Annotated in this window: 8 protein-coding genes; all 8 read right to left on the minus strand. The window is 33.7% G+C overall.

Going from position 1 to position 6,110, the window contains the following annotated elements; genetic code table 11:
• Nucleotides 1–108: 108 nt before the first annotated feature.
• Nucleotides 109–645: a hypothetical protein gene (locus SVN78_07600; GenBank protein MDY6821467.1), complete on the minus strand. Its 537-nt coding sequence runs from the start codon at nucleotides 643–645 to the stop codon at nucleotides 109–111.
• 66 nt (nucleotides 646–711) lie between these two features.
• Entirely contained in the window at nucleotides 712–1,092 is a 381-nt protein-coding gene (locus SVN78_07605) for a rod-binding protein (protein ID MDY6821468.1), read from the minus strand.
• Nucleotides 1,092–2,180 carry a flagellar basal body P-ring protein FlgI gene (locus SVN78_07610; protein MDY6821469.1) on the minus strand — a complete coding sequence of 363 codons (1,089 nt, stop codon included), beginning with the start codon at nucleotides 2,178–2,180 and terminating at the stop codon, nucleotides 1,092–1,094. Before SVN78_07610 ends, SVN78_07605 begins: the two co-directional genes overlap by 1 nt.
• A 10-nt stretch (nucleotides 2,181–2,190) precedes the next feature.
• The gene (locus SVN78_07615; GenBank protein ID MDY6821470.1) at nucleotides 2,191–2,904 is read right to left on the minus strand and encodes a flagellar basal body L-ring protein FlgH; all 714 of its coding nucleotides are present in this window, start codon (nucleotides 2,902–2,904) and stop codon (nucleotides 2,191–2,193) included.
• 44 nt (nucleotides 2,905–2,948) lie between these two features.
• Nucleotides 2,949–3,800 carry a flagellar basal body P-ring formation chaperone FlgA gene (flgA, locus tag SVN78_07620; protein ID MDY6821471.1) on the minus strand — a complete coding sequence of 284 codons (852 nt, stop codon included), beginning with the start codon at nucleotides 3,798–3,800 and terminating at the stop codon, nucleotides 2,949–2,951.
• A gap of 2 nt (nucleotides 3,801–3,802) precedes the next feature.
• Complete coding sequence (gene flgG, locus SVN78_07625) at nucleotides 3,803–4,594, minus strand: flagellar basal-body rod protein FlgG (GenBank protein ID MDY6821472.1); 792 nt, start codon at nucleotides 4,592–4,594, stop codon at nucleotides 3,803–3,805.
• A 25-nt stretch (nucleotides 4,595–4,619) separates the two neighbouring features.
• On the minus strand, nucleotides 4,620–5,387 hold the full coding sequence (locus SVN78_07630) for a flagellar hook-basal body protein (protein ID MDY6821473.1): 768 nt from the start codon (nucleotides 5,385–5,387) through the stop codon (nucleotides 4,620–4,622).
• Nucleotides 5,380–5,967 carry a hypothetical protein gene (locus tag SVN78_07635; protein ID MDY6821474.1) on the minus strand — a complete coding sequence of 196 codons (588 nt, stop codon included), beginning with the start codon at nucleotides 5,965–5,967 and terminating at the stop codon, nucleotides 5,380–5,382. Before SVN78_07635 ends, SVN78_07630 begins: the two co-directional genes overlap by 8 nt.
• Nucleotides 5,968–6,110 lie beyond the last annotated feature (143 nt).

A 6,110-nucleotide genomic window follows, 5' to 3' on the forward strand; every position in this document is an offset into this window, starting at 1 on the left:
CTGTTTTCTCTTTACTTCAGTTTGTTTGTTAACATCTTTTAGGTTCTCAAAACTACTTATATTTGTTTTATCTTCTATTTGCATGGTAGTGGCCTCAACATATATTTATTAACCAAAAATCCCCTCTATTCTATTTCTTATTGAATTGATTCTATTCTCAACTCTGTTTTTTGCTGATTCCACCCTATTCTCAACTCTGTTTCTTGCTGATTCAACTCTACTATCAATTCTGTTTCTTGCTGATTCTATTCTGTTTCTTGCTGATTCAACTCTACTATCAATTCTGTTACTTAGTGATTCTACTCTATTATCAATTCTATCCCTAACTGTGTTTGAACTATCTTTATCATCTGCTTCCTTAGCGTTATCACTATCTTCTTTTTTGTCTGCTGCATCTTTACTGTCATCAACTGATTTACTGCTATTTGCTTCATTTGCGGCTTCTTTTGGTACATTAGCACTATCTTCAACTACCCCCTTGCTTAACTCATTTGCGGCTTCCTTTGATATATTTACACTATCTTCAACAGTTTTGTTAGGAGCCTTATTAACATCACTCTTTGACCCATTAACCTTAGTATTTGATTTTACACTTGGATCACTACTTATACTTTTGCTTACACTGCTTACTTGCTCAACAGCCATAATACACCTCCTTTCTTAAGGCCTCAAACTATAATCGGAGATATTCTAAACAACTTTAACATAGAACTACGCCTTAACATCAATTTTTATATCGCTACTATTAATATCTAAATTCATAGCATCGGTAAAATAATTAAAAAGCATATCTTTAATCCCGTTACTACTTCTATAAGCAGTTTGTTTTGCAACTTCATTATCTAACATATCTGTAAAAATTTTCTCTGCTCTATTTTGTTTTATAAATCCATCGTCTGATATTGATTCTCTAGCGCTCTTAAAGATCATATGGTAAAATATAGCCTCAAAATCAGCACATGCCTTTTTTAACTTTTTTAATTCTTTATAGGATAAACCACTCTTTTTATCTAAATTTTGAAGCCTATCAATTGTATCTTGCCTATTATTTACTATATTATCTAAATTATTAGAAACCATATTTACATCCATTATATCACCTCTAACTCGCCTTGTAGTGCACCAGCAGCATCAATTGACTGTAATATAGATATAAGATCCCTAGGGGTGGCACCAATAGCATTCAAAGCTTTGACTAAATCTGAAATCTGCGCCCCTTCTGGTAGAACCATAAGCTTACCCTCTTCTTCCTCAACCCCTACCTGGGGTTGACCAGTAACAACTGTTTGCCCCCCAGTAAAAGGTGCAGGCTGACTAACTAACACATTAGATGAAATCCTAATTGTTAAATCACCATGTGCAACTGCTACAGTAGTAATTCTTACATCAGATCCTAAAACAATAGTACCTGTCCTTTCATCAACAACCACCTTAGAGGAAGGCTCTGGCTCAATATCAATAAGCATTGTAGCATTTAGGAAATCATAGAAATTATTTTTATAATTTATAGGGGTATTCAACGCGATAGTTGTAGGTGAATCTATTGAGGCTACCTCCTCTCCAAAAAACTGATTTATTGCATTTTTAGCTTTTACAATATTATTTAGGCTTAGCTTTTCAAAAGAAATAATAATATTATCTTTTGGTAAATCGTAGGGCACCTCCTTCTCAACAATTGCTCCATTTGGAACCCTTCCTGCCGTTGGGTGGTTTTCACGAATATTTGCCCCCCTTACATTAACATTAAGCCCACCAACTGTAACAGGTCCCTGGGCAACTGCATATACTTCTCCGTCAGGCCCTGATAATGGGGTCAAAAGAAGGGTCCCCCCTTCTAGGGAATCAGCATCACCTATTGATGATACTACAGCATCTATTTTAGTGCCAACCTTTGCAAAGGGTGTTAATTTCGCAGTAACCATAACAGCAGCAACATTGTCAACCCGAACATTGTTCTCGTCAACGGTTATACCCATCCTGTCTAGCATATTAGTTAGGGTATGAACTGTAAATTCAGTTTGATCTTGGTCCCCTGTACCATTTAAGCCGACTACAAGACCATAGCCAATAAGTTGATTATCTCTAACACCTCTTATCTTTGCTAAATCTTTTAATGCAACTGCATATAATTGATTTGAAACTAGTAAAAACACAAAGAATAAGACAACCAACCTTTTCATAAAACCCCTCCTAAAATGGCCATACCCAATCTATAGCATGTGCCAACCAACCTTTTTTATTAACATCCGATAACATTCCTTTGCCTGTATAATAAATTTGTGCATCAGCTATAGCAGTTGATGGAACAACATTTTGTGCATTAATATCTTTCTGTCTTATAACGCCTTTAACTGATATATACTGCTTTTCTTGATCTACAACAATTTCTCTGCTTCCCTCAATAACTAAATTACCAGAAGGTAAAATATTTACTATTCTAGCAGCAACAGTTGCTTGAACCTGATCTGCTTTTTGCTTACTTCCATCTCCCTGAAAGTCATTTGTTGTTTGTGCACTAACGCTTGGATTAAAGGGCTCTCCCATGCCTAAAAAATTACTTATCCCTAAATCCATAGGCATACCTAAAAAAGTATCAACACTGGCATCATAGGTTGTGGTTTTACTTGCATCAGTGGTATTTGTATTTGATGCTGAAGAGTTCTCCATTATTTCTACAATTACAATATCTCCTATATTCCTTGCTTTATAATCTAAAAATAGTGTTCCCTCTGTTTTGGTGTCAGTCCAAAGTGATCCATAATTTTGATTCTCTCTCATAGCGTCATAGTAGGCATCTACCTCTCTATTATAGGATGTGCTTGGGGGGATATTTTCAATATTCTTGGTACAACCTGCTATAAATATTTCTAGCAATAATACTGCTAAGAAAATATATTTTGCCATTTTTTACTCCCTTTACTTATATAATAAGCAAAATATATGCCATCTCAATTAACACTAACAATCGAATCGCCAATATATTTCCCTGTAAGCACTTTATTAGACCTAACATTTTTAACCCTAACATACTTTCCGACAAAAGCATCTTCTCTCAATACCCCCTTTGATTCAACAAGCACATAATCACCTTTATATCTTATTTTAACACTTGCGCCCCTCTTTAGTGCAGGCTTCTTTTCAACATACACATCAGTTATGATTTTGCCTTCTCTTATTGTAGTTCTAGCAATTAGTCCGTCAATATCATTAACCAAATCGTCATATTTATTGGTAACATCTACTTTTTCTCTTATTACATTTCCTTTTAATGTGCTTCCTCTTCTAATATCCTTCTTAGCAACATAAGCATCTTTATACACCTTTAAGTAGGTATATAGGCTATACTTTTTATAGCCATTATCTACATCTATATAGGTTGAGCCAAATGGTTGGCTAGGGATATCAAAGGAAATATTATCTTTATCTTGATAAAATATGTTGTTATTGTAGGAAATCCTTTCCACTTCAAAATCAAAATTAGGATAAATTTTTCCCAACTTCTCTATAAAAGATTTTTTTAGCTCCTTTTCTGTCAACAATGTTCCCTCTCTAACAACGGTATAATCTTTAACGTATTCCTTAAACTTATCTAGCAGGTTTAACCTATAAAGAATGCTTCTTATTCGCTCCTTTGGGACAAAAGTTCTTTCACCAAAATTTAAATTAGTAATAATAGGCTCTTTGATCTTTGCTCCTACTATATCCTCTAAAAAAAGGGTATCACCTTTGATTTTTATCTCATTGGCATTTAAATTACTATTTAGCAAAATTATAATAAGTAATAACATAATTTTTTTCATATTTACCTCCTTAGATTGTTAACAATTTGTAACATATCATCAGAAGTTTGGATTGCCTTTGAGTTTACTTCATATGCCCTTTGAGCAGTTATCATATTTACCATCTCCTCTACTAGGTTTACATTACTCATTTCTAACATGCCTTGGTTAATCTTTCCAAAATTCTCCTCTCCTGGGATGCCATCAATAGGATCTCCACTTGATTGTGTGGGCAAAAATAGATTTTTACCTATGGCTTCAAGCCCAGATGGATTTATAAATTGTGTTATCTCAATCTGACCCACCTCAACTGGATCTATTTGATTTGGCAACATAACAGATACAATCCCATCTTCAGAGACCATTATCTCAGTAGCATTATCAGGTATTGTAATTTGCGGCTCTAAATAATATCCATTAGCAGTAACAATATTACCATCTTGATCCAACTTAAAGGAACCATTCCTAGTGTACGCTATCTCATCATTTGGAGGTAATAAAACCTGAAAAAAGCCATCACCTTCAATTACCCAATCTAAAGGATTGCCAGTATTTTGATAGCTACCCTGGCTAAATATCTTTTCAGTGCCAACTACTTTCGAACCCATACCCAATTGCAAACCTGTTGGATGATTCAAACCAGTTGATGTTATAGCGCCAGCTGGCCTAATCTCTTGATATAATAAATCCTCAAAATTCACCCTGCCTTTTTTAAATCCTACAGTGTTAACATTGGCTAAATTATTCGATAGATTATCAATATTAGTTTGCTGTGAATTCATTCCACTAGCAGCTATCCATAGTGACCTTAACATTTTCCTTCCTCCTTAAAAATTTATTTTAAGAAATTCTACCTAACCTATTTGACGCAATGTCATTTGCCCCATCTAAGATATCTATTGCTTTTTGGTAGCGCTCAAAACTACGCAATGAATCTATCATCTTTACCATTTCCCCAACTGGATTAACATTGCTTGATTCAAGAAAACCCTGCTTTAACTCTGGGTTTTCTGCCTCTTCGGGTAATATATTTGTTGCTTGATACATATTTCGACCAACTTTTTGTAGATTATGCAAATTATTAAAGCTTACTATGTATAACCTGTTCTGCAATAGATTATCTATCAGTACTTCGCCCTGTTCAGTAAATGTTACATTTGCATCATTAGGTATTACAATCTCTGGATTATTTATATAATCACTTGATAAAACTGGATAACCATCTTGATTAACTAAAACACCCTCATTATTTAATGTGAAATTACCATCCCTTGTAAATCTCAAGCCAAAAGGAGTATCAACAACGAAAAAAGCATTTTCATTTCCAAGGGCTAAATCATAGGGGTTAGTTGTCTCTTTTAATGTTCCTGTTTGAAAATCTGTATATATATCATCAAGTCTTACAACAGAATTTATACTTTTATTGTAAAGGCTTTCTCTTATAATATTTTGGGGATATCTCTTATCCCTTGGCAAATACATAGTAAAAACAGGCTTTTCTTTCTTATAGCCAGTTGTGTTTATATTTGCCAGATTATTGCTTAATGAATTGACCCTATTTTCCTGAGCTAATAAACCGCTTGTGGCAACATATAAGCCGTTAAGCATTTTTACCTCCTTGAAATATCTTTATAAAGTATTTATTAAGTATGTAGATAATACCATTTATGCTCAGAGAACGAGGTGATTTGGCTGGTTTTGATGGATGATAGTAAAAACCTTCATCTCTATCTGATCTTACTTTAACACTTATATGAAACACTGGTACATCTAGCTTTGTAAAAACAGAAAATTCTACCAGGGAATAATTTTCCGATAGATATGTTCTAACACTTTCTTTGATTGATATTACAATATAATAATCAGCTAATTCTTTATCTTCTACTATATATCCTAAGGCGTTTAATATTATGTAATTTTTTATAATATTTTCATAGCTTTTCACATATTTAATCTCTCCCAATAATTCAAGCCTTACAGGGAGTATATAAAATTTAGATGTTCTATTTATAGGCAATACATTATAACTTAGCCCTAAAATATCTATATACTTCTCAGCCTCTTTTATATCGACAAAGGGAATATCTATATGCCTTTTGGTGGTTTTAATATCAACGTCTTCTTTGGGTAGCTCTTTTGAGCATGCATTTAAAAATATCAATAGGGTTAAAAATATTATCTTTTTCATTGTGGCACCTTAACTTTAAATAAAGCAAAAAAGATGCCAGTTAAAAACATATAGAATTATATATTATGTTAAAAAAGGGGAATTAACAAAATGGCGGCACAGGGACTCGAACCCCGGACGCTGCGGATATGAGCCGCATGCTC

This window comes from Deferribacterota bacterium (assembly GCA_034189185.1).
In the GTDB taxonomy this organism is placed as follows: domain Bacteria; phylum Chrysiogenota; class Deferribacteres; order Deferribacterales; family UBA228; genus UBA228.

Coding starts and splice junctions, on each gene's coding strand:
- SVN78_07605 (MDY6821468.1), bottom strand. CDS start 1,092: ATGGATGTAAATATGGTTTCTAATAATTTAGATAATATAGTAAATAAT.
- SVN78_07630 (MDY6821473.1), bottom strand. CDS start 5,387: ATGCTTAACGGCTTATATGTTGCCACAAGCGGTTTATTAGCTCAGGAA.
- SVN78_07610 (MDY6821469.1), bottom strand. CDS start 2,180: ATGAAAAGGTTGGTTGTCTTATTCTTTGTGTTTTTACTAGTTTCAAAT.
- flgA (MDY6821471.1), bottom strand. CDS start 3,800: ATGAAAAAAATTATGTTATTACTTATTATAATTTTGCTAAATAGTAAT.
- SVN78_07635 (MDY6821474.1), bottom strand. CDS start 5,967: ATGAAAAAGATAATATTTTTAACCCTATTGATATTTTTAAATGCATGC.
- flgG (MDY6821472.1), bottom strand. CDS start 4,594: ATGTTAAGGTCACTATGGATAGCTGCTAGTGGAATGAATTCACAGCAA.
- SVN78_07600 (MDY6821467.1), bottom strand. CDS start 645: ATGGCTGTTGAGCAAGTAAGCAGTGTAAGCAAAAGTATAAGTAGTGAT.
- SVN78_07615 (MDY6821470.1), bottom strand. CDS start 2,904: ATGGCAAAATATATTTTCTTAGCAGTATTATTGCTAGAAATATTTATA.